At 55.3% G+C, this 273-nt stretch carries 1 protein-coding gene; it reads right to left on the bottom strand.

The features are described from left to right. Positions 1-273: hypothetical protein (locus ACO0KW_RS20440; protein ID WP_423055185.1), on the bottom strand; the 273-nt coding region annotated here is incomplete at both ends.

The raw sequence follows: 273 nt of genomic DNA on the forward strand, positions 1-273 counted from the left end.
TGCCGACTGGAACACTGACGGCATTGCCGCTGCTGTCTTTGAGGGTGACCGTGTACGTTAAGACGCCACCTTCGGCAACACTCGCTGCATCGACACTGATGTGCGCATAGACGGTGTCGCTTGCTGCGGGGACGGCTTCATCGGTTATCGCGCTGCTTGCTGTGTTGCTGCTGCCGACCGCTACTGCTTCATATTTACTGTTCGTATCGGTGACACCACTAATCGTGGCGATCAGGGATTCGGAGCCTTCTTTCAAATAATCATCGGTGGCAG

This window comes from Undibacterium sp. Ji22W, assembly GCF_049340305.1.
Classification (GTDB): domain Bacteria; phylum Pseudomonadota; class Gammaproteobacteria; order Burkholderiales; family Burkholderiaceae_D; genus Undibacterium.